Below are 18754 nucleotides of genomic sequence, written 5' to 3'. Positions count from 1 at the left end.
AGAGTGAGGCTTGGACATAAATAATATAATACATAAATAATATAATAAAGCTATTTTGCAAATTCGCAGTAGCTGACTGTACTGAGAAGACGCTTAAATCAAGCTGGGGGTGGGACGACGAATTCAAAAAGAATTCTGTCCCACTCCCGCCTTTTTAAATATCAAAGGTTTAACAATCAATTATTCTGCTTAATCATGATAAAATAAATATTAATATGATAAATACTAGGTGAGAAGTTATGTCTAAAGTCAATTTAATAGAAAGTCCATATCCGCTTCAAAAGATTAAAGGGCTAGGACCAAAACGAATTGCTTTATTGCAAGAACTCAATATTAATACGGTAGAAGACTTGATGCTTTATTTGCCGAGTCGCTATGAAGATAATACAGTTGTAGACTTAAATATGGCTGAAGATCAATCTACAGTGACAGTTGTTGGAGAAGTTTATTCTATGCCGACGGTTGCCTTTTTCGGTAGAAATAAATCGAAGTTAACAGTCCATTTGATGGTGGACAATATCGCAGTTAAATGTGTCTTCTTTAATCAACCTTACTTAAAAAAGAAAATTGAACTTCATGGAACGGTAACTGTTAAAGGAAAATGGAATCGTGCGAAACAAGAAATTAACGGAAATCGTATGTTCTTTAATGCACAGTCTCAAGATGCATCTGAAGTTAAATTAGAACCTGTGTATCGTATCAAAGAGGGCATTAAACAAAAGCAAATGCGAGATATGATTTATCAAACGTTAGATGATGTTACGATACATGAATGGTTGACAGATGAATTAAGACAGAAGTATAAATTAGAATCTTTATCTGATACCATACATGCACTGCACCATCCTAAAGATCGCCATGACTTATTACGTGCTAGACGGACGTATGCCTTTACCGAATTATTCATGTTTGAATTACGAATGCAATGGTTGAATCGTTTAGAGAAGACATCGGACGAAGCCATTGAAATCAACTACGACATCCAAAAGGTAAAAGCGTTTATAGAAACGTTACCTTTTGAGTTAACGGATGCGCAAAAAAAGAGTGTGAACGAAATCTTTAGAGATTTGAAAGCACCGATTCGCATGCATCGACTATTGCAAGGTGATGTAGGTTCAGGGAAGACAGTTGTTGCAGCTATATGTATGTATGCGTTAAAAACAGCTGGATATCAATCTGCGCTAATGGTTCCTACTGAAATTCTAGCAGAGCAACATGCAAATAGTTTAGCTGAGTTATTTGGAGACTATATGAACGTCGCATTATTAACTGGATCCGTTAAAGGTAAAAAAAGAAAAGTCCTCTTAGAACAATTAGAGAATGGCACCATTGATTGTCTAATAGGCACACATGCGCTTATACAAGATGATGTAGCATTTCAAAATGTAGGACTTGTTATTACCGATGAACAACACCGTTTTGGGGTCAATCAACGTCAACTGTTAAGAGAAAAAGGAGTGATGACGAACGTCCTCTTCATGACAGCAACACCGATTCCTAGAACGCTAGCTATTTCAGTATTTGGTGAAATGGATGTTTCATCTATTAAACAGTTACCCAAAGGACGTAAACCGATTATTACGAACTGGGCAAAACACGAGCAATACGAACAAGTGCTGTCTCAAATGACAGCTGAACTTAAAAAAGGTCGTCAAGCTTATGTGATTTGTCCGCTCATTGAAAGTTCGGAACATTTAGATGATGTACAAAATGTAGTTGAGTTGTACGACTCACTTCAAGCCTACTATGGAGAGGGGAGCGTCGGTTTATTACATGGCAAAATGTCTGCTGAAGAAAAAGATGAAGTGATGACGCGTTTTAGTCAACATGATATAGACATTCTTGTCTCTACAACTGTAGTAGAAGTTGGTGTTAATGTACCGAACGCAACGTTTATGATGATTTATGATGCAGATCGATTTGGACTATCTACTTTACATCAGTTAAGAGGTCGTGTTGGACGAAGCGAACATCAAAGTTATTGCGTACTTATTGCGTCACCTAAGACGGAAACAGGAATAGAACGAATGACTATAATGACGCAAACAACGGATGGTTTTGAGTTGAGTGAACGCGATTTAGAAATGCGTGGACCCGGAGATTTCTTCGGCGTTAAACAAAGTGGTTTACCGGATTTCATGGTAGCGAATATTGTGGAAGATTATCGAATGCTTGAAGTCGCTCGAAATGAAGCGGCAGAGTTGATTCAATCGGGAGAATTCTTTACAGAAGCATATCAACATTTACGTGATTTTATTGATCAGAATTTACTACATATGAGTTTTGATTAGTGTTTAAAGGTAATTATTTTTAAAAAGTAAAATATAGCACTATGATATTTGTTGAGCTTATTAAACGGAAAGTGTTATGATATGTGAGGAATGTTTAAGACTTGGTACTAATTTCGCATTTAAAGGGGGATATATATGAAATTAAAAAAAGCAGAACGTCGTGAGGCGATTCAAAAAGCAATTGAGCAAAACCCCTTTATTACGGATAGTGAATTATGTGAACAGTTTGAAGTAAGTATTCAAACGATACGTTTAGATAGAACAAATCTAAATATTCCAGAACTACGTAAGCGTATTAAATTAGTAGCTGAGCAGAACTATGAACAAATTCGTGCGCTTGAAGCAAATGAAGTGGTTGGAGATTTAATTCAAGTTGAACCAGACATAACTGCACAATCACTCATTGAAATCACTGAAGAATCAGTCTTTGCAAAGACACAGATTGCACGAGGTCATGTTTTATTTGCTCAAGCGAATTCGCTTTGTGTCGCTCTAATACATAAATCAACCGTATTAACACAAGAAAGTAATGTCGCTTTTATCGAGAAAGTAAAACTGGATGACACTGTAAGAGCTGAAGCACGCGTTGTTAATAAAACATCGCAGCATTATATTATTGAAGTGAATTCATATGTAAGAGATACATTGGTGTTTAAAGGAACGTTTAAAATGTTTTATATAAGCGAGGATGAATAACATGGTTAAGATTGCTATTGATATGATGGGCGGAGATGACGCGCCTGGTATCGTGTTAGAGGCTGTTGAAAAAGCAGTAAATGATTTTAAAGATTTAGAAATAATTTTATTTGGAGATAAAAACCAATATACACTCAATCATGAACGAATTGAATTTAGACATTGTTCTGAAAAAATAGAGATGGAAGACGAACCAGTGAGAGCGATTAAACGTAAAAAAGATAGCTCAATGGTCAGAATGGCTGAAGCAGTGAAAAATGGCGAAGCGGACGGATGTGTTTCTGCAGGTAATACAGGCGCGCTTATGTCAGCTGGATTGTTTATCGTCGGACGTATTAAAGGTGTTGCCAGACCAGCCCTTGTAGTAACATTACCAACAATTGATGGTAAAGGTTTTGTATTTTTAGATGTTGGTGCCAATGCTGATGCAAAACCTGAACATTTATTACAGTACGCGCAACTTGGTAATATCTACGCTAAAAAAATTCGAGGCATTCAAAATCCTAAGGTCTCATTATTAAACATCGGTACAGAACCAGCTAAAGGTAATACTTTGACTAAAAAAGCATATCAATTACTAAAAGATGATCAAAGCTTCAATTTTGATGGTAACATTGAAGCTAAAACATTAATGGAAGGTAACACTGACGTTGTTGTAACTGATGGCTACACTGGAAATATGGTGTTAAAAAATATCGAAGGTACTGCAAAATCAATTGGTAAAATGTTGAAAGAGATATTCTTAGGAAGTTTAAAAAACAAACTTGCAGCATTAGTGTTAAAAAAGGACTTAGACACCTTTACTAAAAAAATGGATTATGCAGAATACGGTGGTTCGGTATTATTAGGTCTAGATGGTACAGTTGTTAAAGCACATGGTGGTTCTAATACGCGCGCGTTTTATTCTGCAATCCGACAAGCTAAAATTGCCGGTGATGAGAAAATTGTCGAAATTATGAGAGAGACGGTAGGTGAAAAGGATGAGTAAAGTAGCAATTATTTTCCCAGGTCAAGGTGCACAAAAAGTAGGTATGGCTAGCGATTTATATAATGAAGACACAAAAGCAACAGAGATTCTAAACATAGCACAAGAAGCCGTAGACTTCGATTTATTAGAAACGATGTTTACGGATAGTGACAACAAATTAGGCGAAACTGAACATACACAACCAGCTTTATTAACACATAGCATCGCCTTATATCGTGCCTTAAATCAACTTAATGCTGACTACACGATGGGACATAGTCTAGGTGAATACTCTAGTTTAGTCGCTGCAGGCGTATTAAAGTTTGAGGATGCAGTTAAGATTGTTCGTAAACGTGGTCAACTCATGGCTCAAGCTTTTCCAAACGGTGTAGGTAGTATGGCGGCTGTATTAGGGTTAAGCTATGAAGAAGTAGATAAAATTTGCAAAGACTTATCAACATCTGAAGAACTGATTGAACCTGCAAATATTAACTGTCCTGGACAAATTGTAGTGTCAGGTCATAAACCACTCATTGATAAATTAGTTGAAGAAGGTAAATCATTAGGCGCTAAACGTGTTTTACCTTTAGCGGTTTCTGGCCCATTCCATTCGTCAATGATGCAAGTGATTGAAAAAGACTTCGAGTCGTATATAAATCAATTTGAGTGGCATGATGCAGCATTCCCTATTGTGCAAAATGTGAATGCGCAAGGTGAAACGGACGCAACAACTATTAAGCAAAATATGATTAAGCAGTTATATTCACCAGTTGAATTTATTAATTCTGCAGAATGGTTAATTGAGCAAGGTGTCGATCATTTTATAGAAATTGGTCCAGGCAAAGTGTTATCCGGTTTAATTAAGAAAATCAATCGTGATGTTAAATTAACATCAATTCAAACATTAGAAGATGTGAAAGGTTGGAATAATCATGACGAATAAAAATGCATTAGTAACTGGTGCTTCAAGAGGTATAGGTCGTAGTATCGCTTTACAATTAGCTGAAGATGGTTTCAATGTAGCTGTTAACTATGCTGGTAATAAAGAAAAGGCTGAAGCGGTTGTGTCTGAAATTAAAGCAAAAGGCGTTGAAAGTTTTGCAATTCAAGCTAATGTAGCTGAAGGCGACGAAGTTAAAGCGATGATTAAAGAAGTCGTTAGTCAATTTGGTTCATTAGATGTACTTGTAAATAATGCTGGTATCACGCGTGATAATTTGTTAATGCGTATGAAAGAGCATGAATGGGATGATGTAATTAATACAAACTTAAAAGGCACTTTCAATTGCATTCAAAAGGCGACGCCACAAATGCTTCGTCAACGTGGTGGTGCAATTATTAACTTATCAAGTATTGTTGGTGCAATGGGTAATCCAGGTCAAGCAAACTATGTCGCTACGAAAGCAGGTATAGAAGGATTAACTAAATCAAGTGCACGTGAACTTGCATCACGTGGTATTACTGTAAATGCTGTAGCACCAGGATTTATCGTTTCAGATATGACAGATGCACTTAGTGATGAATTAAAAGCACAAATGTTAGAACAAATTCCATTATCTCGATTTGGTCAAGATACAGATATAGCGAATACAGTTGCATTTTTAGCATCTGATAGAGCAAAATACATTACTGGCCAAACCATTCATGTTAATGGTGGTATGTACATGTAATCATCTAAAGTTGGTTAGTTGAAATAAGTTTTATTTCGATAACACTTTGATGAGAAATCGCTTTGTTAAACAAAATACTATTTATAATGAGTATTTAAGAAATGCTTGTATTTTACCCATTAAAATGGGAAAATATAATAGTCTATGGATAGACACTTTCAAAGGAGGTGAATCGACGTGGAAAACTTCGATAAAGTAAAAGATATCATCGTTGACCGTTTAGGTGTAGATGCTGACAAAGTAACTGAAGACGCATCTTTCAAAGATGATTTAGGCGCTGACTCACTTGATATCGCTGAATTAGTGATGGAATTAGAAGACGAATTTGGTACTGAAATTCCTGATGAAGAAGCTGAAAAAATCAACACTGTTGGTGATGCAGTTAAATACATCAATAGTCTTGAAAAATAAAAAACTTACATCTGAGTCGTCTACAAGATGGCTCAGATTTTTTTCTTAAGAATCAAACAAAGCATAAATATATGGGAGGTTCTAATGTGACTAATCCAAAAAAAATAGAAATGGTTAATGATTTTCAACAACAGTTTGCGAAGAAAATGAATGAATTAGGATTTACATATTCAAATATCGAGTTATATCAACAAGCATTTTCTCATTCAAGTTTTATCAATGACTTTAATATGGATCGTTTAGCGCATAATGAGCGACTCGAATTTTTAGGCGATGCGGTATTAGAATTGACGGTATCACGCTACCTTTTTGATAAACATCCTGATCTTCCTGAAGGTAACTTAACAAAAATGCGTGCAACAATTGTATGTGAGCCCTCACTTGTAATATTTGCTAATAAAATCGAGCTAAATCAACTCATCCTATTAGGTAAAGGTGAAGAAAAAACGGGTGGAAGAACGCGCCCTTCACTTGTGTCTGACGCATTTGAAGCCTTTGTTGGGGCTTTATATCTCGATCAAGGATTAGATGTCGTATGGCAATTTGCTGAGAAAGTCATTTTCCCATATGTAGAGGATGATGAATTAGTTGGTGTTGTCGACTTTAAAACACAATTTCAAGAGTATGTTCACAGTCAAAATCGTGGAGATGTAACTTATCGATTAATTAAGGAAGAAGGCCCAGCGCATCACCGTTTATTTACATCGGAAGTTATTTTGGAAAATCATGCAGTTGCAACAGGTCAAGGTAAAACTAAAAAAGAATCTGAACAAAAAGCAGCAGAGCGTGCTTACTCAGAACTTAAGAATAATAGCAGTGTTTAAGATGACCAATCATCTTTAAAATATTGTCCTCCTCTCAACTAGAATGAGTGGAATGATTAGCAAGGAGAATAGTATGGTGTATTTAAAATCAATTGATGCCATAGGTTTTAAATCATTTGCAGATCACACAGATGTTCAATTTGATAAAGGTGTGACAGCAATAGTTGGGCCTAATGGTAGCGGCAAGAGTAACATTACCGATGCTATCAAATGGGTATTAGGTGAACAGTCCGCAAAATCATTACGTGGCTCTAAAATGGAAGATATTATCTTTTCAGGAGCTGAACATCGAAATGCTCAGAATTATGCAGAAGTACAATTGAAACTTGATAATAAAGCCAGAAAATTACAAGTTGATTCAGATGATATTGTTGTAACGCGTCGCTTGTACCGCAGTGGTGAGAGTGAATATTATCTTAATAATGATAAAGCACGCTTAAGAGATATTACTGAATTGTTTTTGGATTCTGGTTTGGGAAAAGAAGCATTTAGCATTATATCTCAAGGTAGAGTTGATGAAATTTTAAATGCCAAACCGATTGATCGACGTCAAATTCTTGAAGAATCTGCTGGTGTATTAAAATACAAAAAACGAAAAGCTGAATCACTACAAAAATTAGACCAAACAGAAGACAATCTTACACGAGTTGAAGATATCTTATATGACTTGGAAGGGCGCGTAGAACCATTAAAAGCAGAAGCGTCCAGCGCAAAAGAATATTTGAAACTCTCTGAAGAAATGAAACAAAGCGATGTCATTGTTACTGTACATGATATCGATCAGTATTCGGAAGATAATCGTGAATTAGACGTCAAACTTAATGACCTAAAAAGCCAACAAGCAGATAAAGAGGCGAAACAAGCACAAATAAATCAATATATTCAAAAACAAAAGTCTCAACGTCAACATATTGATAATGACATTGAACAATTGAATTATGATTTGATTAAAGCTACAGAAGCATATGAGAAGTTTACAGGTCAATTAAATGTCTTAGAAGAAAGAAAACGTAATCAATCAGAAACGAATGCGCGCTTTGAAGAAGAATTAGATAATTTAAATCACGAATTAAAGAACGCTCAAGATGAAAAAAATGAGATTACGCAACAAATTGAGACGTTAAAAGAAAAGCAGAAAACGTTAAATAATGATATTCATGAACTAGAATCACAACTTTACGTTTCTGATGAACAACATGATGAAAAGCTCGAATCTATTAAAAATGAATACTATGAATTAATGTCTGAACAATCAGATGTCAATAATGACATTCGTTTCTTAGAGCATACCATTAAAGAAAATGAAGCTAAGAAATCACGCTTAGATTCACGTTTAGTTGAAGCATTTAATCAACTCAAGGCGTTACAAAGCGAAATTGCTTCTACAGAACAACATCATCAAGCTACAGTTAAACAATTGAGCAATTTAGAAGACCAAATAAGTCGTATTGAGCAACAATTATCAAAAGCGAAACAAATTCAAACTGAATACGAAGATAAATTGTATCAAGCATATCGTTATACGGATAAAATGAGAGCTCGAATTGAAAGTTTGGAAACACAAGAGGAAGACTATACGTACTTCTTTAATGGCGTTAAGCATGTGTTAAAAGCTAAAAATGATAGCTTACAAGGTATTCATGGTGCAGTTGCAGAAGTGATTTCTGTACCATCAGAATTGACACAGGCAATTGAGACCGCATTAGGCGCTTCATTGCAACATATCATCGTTGACAACGAAAAAGATGGTCGCCAAGCAATCCAATTCTTAAAGCAAAAAGGACTTGGTAGAGCAACATTCTTGCCATTAAATGTCATTAAATCAAGACAGCTATCTCATCATATTCGTCAAATTGCTGAAAGTACAGCTGGTTATATTAATGTTGCTTCTGATGCAATAACAGTGAATGCGCAATATCAAGCCGTAGTTGAAAATTTAATTGGTACGACTATTATTGTAGATAATCTAAAGCATGCTAATGAACTGGCGAGAGCGATTCAATATAAAACACGTATCGTTACTTTAGAAGGCGATATTGTCAATCCTGGAGGTTCTATGACTGGTGGTGGTGCGCGTAAGACGAAGAGCATTTTATCACAAAAAGATGAACTCACTACAATGCGTGACCAATTAAAAAATTATGAATCGCAAACTAAAGATTTTGAAAAACAATTGCAAAATCAAAAAGATGACGTCGAGCAGTTAAGTGAAACGTATTTTAATTTGAGTCAACAATATAATGAAGTGAAAGAACAATCACATAACGAAGCGTTAGCATTAGACCGTCTTAAAACACAAGAAGCACATATTAAAGATGAGCATGAAGAATTTGAGTTTGAAAAGAATGACGGTTACCAAAGTGAAAATAGTCGTGTAACTTTAAATGAAAAGCAAGCACGTTTATCTATTATTCAAGGTAAGTTAAAACAACTTGAAACGGACATTGAACGTTATACACAATTATCTAAGGAAGGTAAAGAGACGACTACGCAAGTACAACAGCAATTAAACCAAAAACGCTCTGATTTAGCAGTTATTAAAGAACGAATACATGCGCAAAAAGGGGCATTAACCCGTACAGATAAACGGATTGCAACGATTAATCAACAGTTAACGAACGTTGAAGACAAGATTAAACTCTTTAATTCTGACGAAATGATGGGTGAACAAGCATTTGATAAATTACAACAAGAGATTAAATCTAAGGAAAATTCACGACAATCGATTACTAATCAATTAAAAGATTTGAAAAAGCAACGTGTAGATGTCAATGAAGATGTGGAAATACATGAAGCACAGTTACAAGAATGCCATCAAGATTTATTATCAATAGAAAGTTTCTATCAGGATATCAAAGCGCAACAATCAAAATTAGATGTATTAATTCATCATGCCATTGATCATTTAAATGATGAATATCAATTAACAGTCGAACGTGCCAGAGATGAATTCTTCTCGGAAACACCAATTGAGTCGCTAAGAAAGAAAGTTAAATTAACTAAAATGTCAATCGATGAATTAGGCCCTGTTAATATTAATGCGATTGAACAATTTGAAGAGTTAAATGAGCGCTATACTTTCTTAGATGAACAACGCACAGACTTGCGTGAAGCGAAACAGACACTTGAGCAAATTATTAATGAGATGGATCAAGAAGTAAAGGGTCGTTTTAAAGAGACATTTTTACAGGTTCAATCTCATTTTACGACAGTATTTCAGTCGTTATTTGGTGGAGGACATGCTAAATTAGAATTAACAGATGATGACTATTTATCAGCTGGTGTCGATATTATTGTTCAACCGCCAGGCAAAAAATTACAACACTTGTCGTTGTTAAGTGGTGGTGAACGTGCCTTAAGTGCAATCGCATTGCTATTTGCTATCTTGAAAGTACGATCTGCACCATTTGTTATACTAGATGAAGTAGAAGCGGCACTTGATGAAGCAAATGTCATTCGATACGCACAATTTCTAAAAGAGTTATCAATGCAAACACAATTTATTGTGATTACGCATCGAAAAGGGACAATGGAATATTCAGATCGTTTGTATGGTGTGACAATGCAAGAATCAGGGGTTTCAAAATTAGTAAGTGTTAACTTAAATACTATTGATGAGGTCATGAAGGAGGAACAAGCATGAGTTTCTTTAAACGTTTAAAAGATAAATTTTCTACGAAATCAACGGAAGATATAGAACAAGAAGTATCACAAGATGAAAGTGAGCAGAGTAGCACATCACGTGATGATAATGAAGAAATATCACAACCGGCACCTAAGAAGAAACCACGTAAGTTAAGTGAAGCAGATTTTGATGATGATGGTTTAATCTCGATTGAAGATTTTGAAGAAATTGAAGCACAAAAAATGGGTGCTAAGTTTAAAGCAGGTCTTGAAAAATCACGTCAGAACTTCCAAGAACAACTTAATAATTTAATCGCACGTTATAGAACGGTTGATGAAGATTTCTTCGAAGCACTTGAAGAAATGTTAATTACTGCCGACGTTGGTTTCAACACAGTGATGCAATTAACAGAAGAATTACGTACGGAGGCACAACGTCGTAATATTAAGGAAACGGAAGATTTACGTGAAGTCATTGTCGAAAAGATTGTTGAAATATACCATCAAGAAGACGATCAATCTGAAGCTATGAATCTTGAAGATGGCCGATTAAACGTCATTTTAATGGTTGGTGTAAACGGCGTAGGTAAAACAACTACTATCGGTAAACTTGCACATAGATATAAAATGGAAGGCAAAAAAGTAATGCTTGCAGCTGGAGATACATTCAGAGCTGGTGCTATTGATCAATTACAAGTGTGGGGTGACCGAGTAGGTGTTGAAGTTATACGCCAAAGTGAGGGGTCTGACCCTGCAGCAGTTGTTTATGATGCAATCAATGCGGCTAAAAATAAAGGCGTCGATATTTTAATTTGTGATACTGCAGGACGTTTACAAAATAAATCAAACTTAATGCAAGAACTAGATAAAATGAAGCGTGTTATTAGCAGAGCTGTACCAGATGCACCTCATGAAGCTTTATTGTGTTTAGATGCAACAACAGGCCAAAACGCCCTATCTCAAGCACGTTCATTTAAAGAAGTTACAAACGTATCAGGTATCGTATTAACTAAATTGGATGGTACGGCTAAAGGTGGTATTGTGCTTGCAATTAGAAATGAACTTCATATCCCAGTTAAATATGTAGGCTTAGGTGAAAAACTTGACGACTTGCAACCATTTAACCCAGAAAGCTACGTTTATGGATTATTTGCAGATATGATAGAACAAAATGAAGATATTCCAGATGAAGTTGCTGAATTAGATTTTAATAACGAGGATCATCCACATGGGGAAAAATGATTTAGTTAAAACATTACGAATGAATTATTTGTTTGATTTCTATCAAACGTTATTAACTGATAAGCAAAGAAATTATTTAGAGTTATTCTATTTAAAAGACTATTCATTAAGTGAAATTGCAGAGACATTTGATGTGAGTAGACAAGCAGTTTATGATAATATAAGAAGAACTGGCGATTTAGTTGAAGATTATGAATCTAAGTTGAATTTATATGAAAAATTCGAACAACGTCGTAACATTTATGAAGCAATGAAACAATCTTTAAATGATGCTACAGCGTTAGAACAATATATTAATCAATTAGAAGAATTAGAATAAACAGATATATAAAGGAGGGCATTTGGTATGGCATTTGAAGGATTATCCGATCGCTTACAAGCTACGATGCAAAGAATGCGTGGTAAGGGTAAAGTCACAGAAGCTGATATTAAAGCTATGATGAGAGAAGTACGATTAGCATTATTAGAAGCCGATGTAAACTTTAAAGTAGTTAAAGAATTTGTGAAAACTGTGTCAGAACGTGCCTTAGGATCAGATGTAATGCAATCATTAACACCTGGTCAACAAGTCATTAAAATTGTACAAGACGAATTAACACAATTAATGGGTGGCGAAAACGCAACGATTAAAATGGCGAACAAGCCACCAACTGTTGTGATGATGGTTGGTTTACAAGGTGCAGGTAAAACGACTACTGCCGGTAAATTAGCATTATTAATGCGTAAGAAATACAATAAAAAACCTATGTTAGTAGCTGCAGATATTTATCGCCCAGCTGCAATTAATCAATTACAAACTGTAGGTAAACAACTTGATGTGCCTGTATATAGTGAAGGTGATCAAGTCAAACCACAACAAATCGTGGAAAACGCATTAAAGCATGCTAAAGAAGAACATTTAGATTTTGTAATCATTGATACAGCAGGTCGTTTGCATATTGATGAAGCATTGATGAATGAATTACAAGAAGTTAAAGAAATTTCTAAACCAAATGAAATTATGTTGGTTGTGGATGCAATGACTGGTCAAGACGCAGTTAATGTTGCACAATCATTCGATGATCAATTAGATGTGACTGGCGTTACATTGACTAAATTAGATGGCGATACGCGTGGTGGTGCAGCGTTATCAATTCGTTCAGTAACACAAAAGCCAATTAAGTTTGTTGGTATGAGTGAGAAGATGGATGGACTTGAACTCTTCCACCCAGAGCGAATGGCTTCTCGTATACTTGGTATGGGCGATGTACTAAGTCTTATCGAAAAGGCACAACAAGATGTTGACCAAGAAAAAGCTAAAGACTTAGAACAAAAAATGCGTAATTCAACATTTACATTGGATGATTTTCTTGAACAATTGGATCAAGTTAAAAACCTTGGCCCACTTGATGATATTATGAAAATGATTCCTGGAATGAACAAAATGAAAGGCATGGATAAGCTTAATATGGATGAAAAACAAATTGACCATATTAAGGCGATTATCCAGTCTATGACACCAAGTGAAAGAGAAAATCCAGCAGTCTTAAATGTTTCTAGAAAAAAACGTATTGCTAAAGGTTCAGGTCGTTCATTACAAGAAGTGAATCGCTTAATGAAACAATTTAATGATATGAAGAAAATGATGAAACAATTTAGTGGTGTTGGTCGTAAAGGTAAAAAAGGTAAACGAAGTCAAATGGAAAATATGTTAAAAGGCATGAACTTACCATTTTAGTGATTCAAAAATATCGGACGCTTTTTGATAAGCGCTCGATATTTTTATGTCGATTTATTTCATAAACCCAGCTAAAGGTTCGCCTGAGCTAAAGCTCTAACGCAGTGGTTGATTGGACTTGAAATAAAATATTTCAAGCACCTAATCAACTGTGCGAGGGGGGGGCGGGCCCCAGCACAGAGAATTTCGTTAAGAAATTCTACAAGCTAAGCAAGCTGGGGTGGACGAATTTAAAATTCTATCTGACTCCCATAACCAAATCTACGGTTTATTTCATAAACCTAGATAAAGGAACACCCTAGCTAAAGCTAGTGCGTAAGTCCCACTAACTAAATAAATTTAGAAGTGGGGCTTTAGGTAAAGAAAAAAGTCTTTACAAATAATCAAGTTACTGTTAATATTATTTCTTGTAGAAAATAAAAAGTAAAAGATTTAAAGGAGAGTTTTATATATGGCAGTTAAAATTCGTTTAACTCGTTTAGGTTCAAAAAGAAATCCATTCTATCGTATCGTAGTTGCAGACGCACGTTCACCACGTGATGGTCGTATTATCGAACAAATCGGTACTTACAACCCAGCTAGTGTTAATGCTCCAGAAGTTAAAATTGACGAAGAATTAGCATTAAAATGGTTGAAAGACGGTGCTAAACCAACTGATACAGTTCATAATATCTTATCTAAACAAGGTATTTTAAAAACTTTTGATGAACAAAAACACGCTAAATAATTTAGCTTAAACTTTAATACAAAGTTTCTTAAGGCGCCATTTCGTGGCGCCTTTTTCAATACTGAAATATTCATGTTAATATGAAAGAAATAAATTAATGTATTAAGAGAGGTGCGACTATGCAAGTTGAAGTGGGTCAAATTGTAAACACTCACGGTATTAAAGGTGAAGTCAAAGTCAAATCGAATTCTGACTTTACAGAAACGCGTTTTCAACCTGGTGAAGTATTAACAGTAAAACATAATAACAATGAAATTCAATTAACGGTCACATCGTATCGTGTACACAAAGGTTTCCATATGCTTAAATTTAAAGACATTAATAACATTAATGAAGTTGAACAGTATAAAGGTGACTTCTTATATCAAGAACGCGATCACGAAGATATTGAATTAGCAGAGAATGAGTTTTACTATTCAGATATTATAGGATGCACCGTGTTTGATGATGAAGAGACACCTATTGGGCGAGTCATCAATATTTTTGAAACTGGCGCAAATGATGTTTGGGTCGTTAAAGGTGATAAAGAATACCTAATTCCTTATATAGCTGATGTTGTTAAGGCCATTGACATTGAAAATAAAACCATCCACATAACACCTATGGAAGGGTTGTTAGACTAATGAAAATTGACTATTTAACTTTATTTCCAGAGATGTTTGATGGCGTACTCAATCACTCCATTTTAAAACGAGCGCAAGATAAAGAAATTATTAGTGTAAATACAATTAATTTCAGAGATTACGCTATCAATAAACATAATCAAGTAGATGATTATCCATTTGGTGGCGGGCAAGGTATGGTATTAAAACCAGAGCCGGTTTTCAATGCTATGAAAGACTTGCAACGTACTGAACAGACGCGTGTGATTTTAATGTGCCCTCAAGGTAGACCATTCTCTCAAAGTATTGCACAAGAGCTAAGTGAAGCAGAACATATTGTATTTATTTGCGGACATTATGAAGGTTATGATGAACGTATCAGAGAACATCTTGTGACAGATGAAATTTCAATGGGAGATTATGTGTTAACTGGAGGCGAATTGCCTGCCATGACGATGACAGATGCAATTGTACGATTAATTCCTGGCGTATTAGGTAATCAACAGTCACATCAAGATGATTCTTTTTCAGATGGACTTCTAGAGTTTCCACAATATACACGTCCTAGAGTATTTGAGGATATGACTGTTCCAGATGTATTGTTGTCAGGTAATCATGCAAATATCGAACAATGGCGACATGAACAAAAATTAATTCGGACGTTTAATAAGCGACCGGACTTACTTGATCATTATCCTCTAACAGAAGAAGATAAAAAAATAATAGAAAGCTATAAAAAGCAATTGAAAAACAAGTAGTATTATGCTAATATATATCAAGTGTGAAAAGACACTAAATATCACTATGGTCCGCTGCTATATGAATGTCTAGGCAAGAACATAGGTTGAAGGAGAGTATATCAATGAGTAATCATAAGTTAATCGAAGCAGTTACTAAATCACAATTACGTACAGACTTACCAACATTCCGTACTGGTGACACTTTACGTGTACACGTACGTATCGTTGAGGGTTCACGTGAACGTATCCAAGTTTTCGAAGGTGTTGTAATCAAACGCCGTGGTGGAGGAATTTCTGAAACTTTCACAGTTCGTAAAATTTCTTCAGGTGTAGGTGTGGAACGTACATTCCCATTACACACTCCAAAAATCGAAAAAATCGAAGTTAAACGTCGTGGTAAAGTACGTCGTGCTAAATTATACTACTTACGTAGTTTACGTGGTAAAGCTGCTAGAATCCAAGAAATTCGTTAATCAGCAAATTGAGTATATGAATAAGATAAAGGTTAGTTACAACGTTTGTCTTACTAACAAAGCTTCCAATCATCTTCTTTTTCAAGTTGAGATTGGAAGCTTTTATTTATTGTATTTAAAATTTTGAAGTCTGACCTTAGACGTAGTTGTTTATTTCAGTTTATTGTTTTCTTTTTACCCATAAGCTAAATAGTACGCTACCTATAACGCCGATGATACTTAAAATGGTAAGTAGATAAAAATGCGGCGGGGTATAAGAGACTTTAATCACCTTATCGCCTTTATTTACCGGTATTGCCGTCATAATACCATTGACTTGTTGTACGGGTACATCTTTACCATCTACGTGTGCATGCATGCCTTTTACATATACAGTTGGTAGGACAACATAGCCTGATGCATTTTTGGGTTTATGAACAATATAACCATTTCTCATGCTTTTAACCTTCACAGGTGTAACGTCTTTAGATGCTTTTTGTAAAGTACTGTAATCTTCACCATAGATGCCTTTAACAGATAAACGATAATGACCTTTAGATAGTTGAATATTAAGTTTATTAGATGCTTTTACGCGCATTGTAACAGGAGTGACAAAACGTCGATATTTATAACTTAGTTTATTTCGGCTTTGTGAATATTCGTTTACACCGACTGAATGCGCTTTGTCAGGCGACAGCAATTCGACATCCATTTCCACATACATATCTTTATATTGATTAGCGACTGATTTAGGTAAAGATAACGTAACACCTCCATTATCCTTATGCACAGTAAGATGGTTGTGATTGTGCCATGTTGAATCATTTGTCGACATGTTCGCTTTGTCTAACAAGTTTTGATTTGATTTAAATGAAGTATTCGCTTTCTCTGGCTGACCATTTAACACGATGCCTTTTAACATTGCTTGTTCACGATCTAATGGTGACTTTAAATCATTAGAATTATAAATTCGATTCGTCACATGAGCTGCTGGGTAGTCAATCGTATTTTCGGAGTGGATGAGTGTATCTTTACCATTCAAAATGGTATCTTTCTTTTTAAATCCGTAGGGCATATTTTGATCTTCAGGATGACGTAAACGATCTTGAACATTCCATAGCGCAGCTAAGTTCGCTCGATTTCCCAAAAAGCGATACGTGCTATTTTTATCCACAGGCATATTGATTTGCATTAATTTATCATAATATTTCAATATATCGCCATCAAAAATGCTAGAATATAGCGATATACCATTATAGTGATAAATAAATGGTGAATTTAGTGCGTATGCTGACATATAATCGATACGATGAAATGGGTCATTTTGATGCTGTGTGATCGTATCGATTTTTTTGGCAATTGTGTCATCAAAGTATGATGGATCATTTAAAGTATGGATTGTCGTTGCATATGGATCTATTGTTCTTTGTCTTGAATCATGTGTCATTACAATTTGCTGACCGAAAAAGAGCACAATCAACGATAACATGATTATTGGTTGCTTAAGTAGAGATTTACGATAAATGATTAAACCTAATACAATGATGATAAATAATGCTATAGGCATCCAATCCACAAAATCATCGGCAATGATGTATCGGCACAATCCTGCAATAAATACAGGTATAGCAGCAAATAAATATCGTTTCATTGTTATTTCAGATAAATGATGAATATATAACGCAATAAGTCCACTTGTAGATAACACTAAGAAATAAACCCAGCGACGTTGCGGTAAAGAGAAACCGTTAAAAGCACTATCAAAGTATTGTGATAATGAACCAATAAGTAAGAACCAAGTTATAATCGCAAAAACTTTATAGTAGTAGTGTTTGTATAATTTTGGCGTTAACAATGCCACGAGTGCGACAAGTGAAATTGTGACATAGAAACCATTTGAAAATATGTAATAATTATTTTTGGTTAAATCAGTAAACAAAGAAATATTAAATTCTGAATTTTGTTGACGATCATTATTTAAGAATGATGATACACCAGTGTAAAATCCTAATATACTTGATAAAAGCGCAAACATAGCACCAATAATTAATAAGTAACATTTTTGCCAGCGTGATACGATATCATAGCGATATTGAAACACAACTCGCAAAATGAAATAAATACCTAACACAATGGCTTGATAATAAGTAAAATAGAAATTTGAAAAGAGTGTAATCGCTACTGCAAAAATAAACAAACCAATCTTCTTACGTTGGAAAAAGCGTTCCATTCCCCATAAAGATAATGGTAATACAATTAATAGGTCGCCATAAAATGACCATGTGAAATTGTAATATAATACGACTGTTGATGCACCATATAGTAGTGTTGCTATTAATAGAGGTACAGATTTTAATCTTAAATATCTAAAATAATAAAATGCACAAATAAAAGTGATTATCGTACGGACATAAGCTACAATGAGTTGGTTTGTTGGCCAAAAGCGGATATTGTGCGGTTGCCAATGAAATAATTGCTCGCCAATCCATACAAAAATAAAATTAACCCACATGATGGGGGATAAGGAATAATAGTAAGCTAAACCTTTTACATAATCCCCACCCAGTCCAAATGAGTGATCGTAAAATCCTTTTAAGTGTGTGTAATGTTCATATAAATATAATTGAAATGGCATCATTTGTCTAAAGCCATCGCCAGATCCACTAAACACTACACCATCTTTAAGATAATCGCGTATAAACGGATAATAAATCGTTAGTGTTACGATATTAGCTATGATAAAAATAAAACCAAATGTCCATAAGGGTTTCGACCATATTTTTTTAATCAA

16 protein-coding genes are annotated in these 18754 nt (G+C 34.9%); 15 read left to right on the top strand and 1 reads right to left on the bottom strand.

Going from position 1 to position 18754, the window contains the following annotated elements; all coding sequences use genetic code 11:
• The first annotated feature begins 239 nt into the window (after nt 1–239).
• The 15 genes from recG (at nt 240) to rplS (ending at nt 15984) form a co-directional block, all read left to right on the top strand.
• A complete protein-coding gene (gene recG / locus KA909_RS06950) occupies nt 240–2291 on the top strand; it encodes an ATP-dependent DNA helicase RecG (RefSeq protein WP_193839432.1) in 2052 nt (683 codons plus the stop codon).
• 135 nt (nt 2292–2426) lie between these two features.
• On the top strand, nt 2427–2987 hold the full coding sequence (fapR, locus tag KA909_RS06945; RefSeq protein WP_075108534.1) for a transcription factor FapR: 561 nt from the start codon (nt 2427–2429) through the stop codon (nt 2985–2987).
• Nucleotide 2988: 1 nt separating this feature from the next.
• Complete coding sequence (gene plsX, locus KA909_RS06940; protein ID WP_210130068.1) at nt 2989–3975, top strand: phosphate acyltransferase PlsX; 987 nt, start codon at nt 2989–2991, stop codon at nt 3973–3975.
• Entirely contained in the window at nt 3968–4897 is a 930-nt protein-coding gene (gene fabD / locus KA909_RS06935) for an ACP S-malonyltransferase (protein WP_193839430.1), read from the top strand. Before plsX ends, fabD begins: the two co-directional genes overlap by 8 nt.
• Nucleotides 4887–5624 carry a 3-oxoacyl-[acyl-carrier-protein] reductase gene (fabG, locus tag KA909_RS06930; protein ID WP_053029252.1) on the top strand — a complete coding sequence of 246 codons (738 nt, stop codon included), beginning with the start codon at nt 4887–4889 and terminating at the stop codon, nt 5622–5624. Before fabD ends, fabG begins: the two co-directional genes overlap by 11 nt.
• A 177-nt stretch (nt 5625–5801) precedes the next feature.
• Nucleotides 5802–6035, top strand: a complete 234-nt coding sequence (locus KA909_RS06925; protein WP_001830184.1) for an acyl carrier protein — start codon at nt 5802–5804, stop codon at nt 6033–6035.
• A gap of 71 nt (nt 6036–6106) precedes the next feature.
• A complete protein-coding gene (rnc, locus tag KA909_RS06920; protein WP_228480599.1) occupies nt 6107–6859 on the top strand; it encodes a ribonuclease III in 753 nt (250 codons plus the stop codon).
• Nucleotides 6860–6932: 73 nt separating this feature from the next.
• Nucleotides 6933–10502 (top strand): chromosome segregation protein SMC, encoded by a 3570-nt coding sequence (gene smc, locus KA909_RS06915; protein ID WP_210130067.1) that lies wholly within the window; start codon nt 6933–6935, stop codon nt 10500–10502.
• The gene (gene ftsY / locus KA909_RS06910) at nt 10499–11725 is read left to right on the top strand and encodes a signal recognition particle-docking protein FtsY (RefSeq protein WP_193839427.1); all 1227 of its coding nucleotides are present in this window, start codon (nt 10499–10501) and stop codon (nt 11723–11725) included. Before smc ends, ftsY begins: the two co-directional genes overlap by 4 nt.
• Nucleotides 11712–12044 (top strand): putative DNA-binding protein, encoded by a 333-nt coding sequence (locus KA909_RS06905; protein ID WP_053029260.1) that lies wholly within the window; start codon nt 11712–11714, stop codon nt 12042–12044. Before ftsY ends, KA909_RS06905 begins: the two co-directional genes overlap by 14 nt.
• Before the next feature lie 27 nt (nt 12045–12071).
• Nucleotides 12072–13442: a signal recognition particle protein gene (ffh, locus tag KA909_RS06900; RefSeq protein ID WP_070855507.1), complete on the top strand. Its 1371-nt coding sequence runs from the start codon at nt 12072–12074 to the stop codon at nt 13440–13442.
• Between the two features lie 451 nt (nt 13443–13893).
• A complete protein-coding gene (rpsP, locus tag KA909_RS06895) occupies nt 13894–14169 on the top strand; it encodes a 30S ribosomal protein S16 (RefSeq protein ID WP_011275962.1) in 276 nt (91 codons plus the stop codon).
• A gap of 119 nt (nt 14170–14288) precedes the next feature.
• Nucleotides 14289–14792: a ribosome maturation factor RimM gene (gene rimM, locus KA909_RS06890; RefSeq protein WP_070855509.1), complete on the top strand. Its 504-nt coding sequence runs from the start codon at nt 14289–14291 to the stop codon at nt 14790–14792.
• Nucleotides 14792–15529: a tRNA (guanosine(37)-N1)-methyltransferase TrmD gene (trmD, locus tag KA909_RS06885; RefSeq protein WP_107630040.1), complete on the top strand. Its 738-nt coding sequence runs from the start codon at nt 14792–14794 to the stop codon at nt 15527–15529. The genes rimM and trmD overlap by 1 nt, the downstream gene beginning before the upstream one ends.
• A 104-nt stretch (nt 15530–15633) precedes the next feature.
• Entirely contained in the window at nt 15634–15984 is a 351-nt protein-coding gene (rplS, locus tag KA909_RS06880) for a 50S ribosomal protein L19 (RefSeq protein ID WP_002448843.1), read from the top strand.
• Nucleotides 15985–16144: 160 nt separating this feature from the next.
• Here rplS and KA909_RS06875 read toward each other — a convergent pair whose 3' ends face one another.
• The gene (locus KA909_RS06875) at nt 16145–18754 is read right to left on the bottom strand and encodes a YfhO family protein (protein WP_193839426.1); all 2610 of its coding nucleotides are present in this window, start codon (nt 18752–18754) and stop codon (nt 16145–16147) included.

It is taken from the genome of Staphylococcus sp. GDX8P54P (assembly GCF_017893165.1).
In the GTDB taxonomy this organism is placed as follows: Bacteria; Bacillota; Bacilli; order Staphylococcales; family Staphylococcaceae; genus Staphylococcus; species Staphylococcus borealis.
Note: the sequence above shows the minus strand (reverse complement) of the source record. Positions and strands in the feature narration are given on the sequence as shown.